General features: G+C 45.1%; 1 protein-coding gene. It reads right to left on the minus strand.

The genetic code is table 11. The features are described 5' to 3' along the window. Window positions 1-257, minus strand: a 257-nt coding sequence (locus FLA105534_RS00025; protein ID WP_173964020.1) for a hypothetical protein, incomplete at both ends; no start/stop codon positions are given.

Genomic DNA, 257 nt, shown 5'->3' on the forward strand with positions numbered 1-257 from the left:
ATCTAAGGTTAATACTCCGTCTGCATCAATGCTCAATGGACCCGTTTTGATTGGGGTTACACTGGTATTGGCTGCTGTTACCGGCTGTCCGTTTAGGGTGTCGTTTGCTGTTACGTTTCCAACTGTGGTTGCCGTTGTTGTACCCGGTGTTTGAACTGGGTAGGTATTGTCAATGTTGGCTACGATTGGATTTTTAACTTCAACTGTAGCAGTAGTCGTTGAACAATTTACAGGGGTTGCACCGTCTTCACAAATAG

Source organism: Flavobacterium collinsii (genome assembly GCF_902804485.1).
GTDB lineage: Bacteria > Bacteroidota > Bacteroidia > Flavobacteriales > Flavobacteriaceae > Flavobacterium > Flavobacterium collinsii.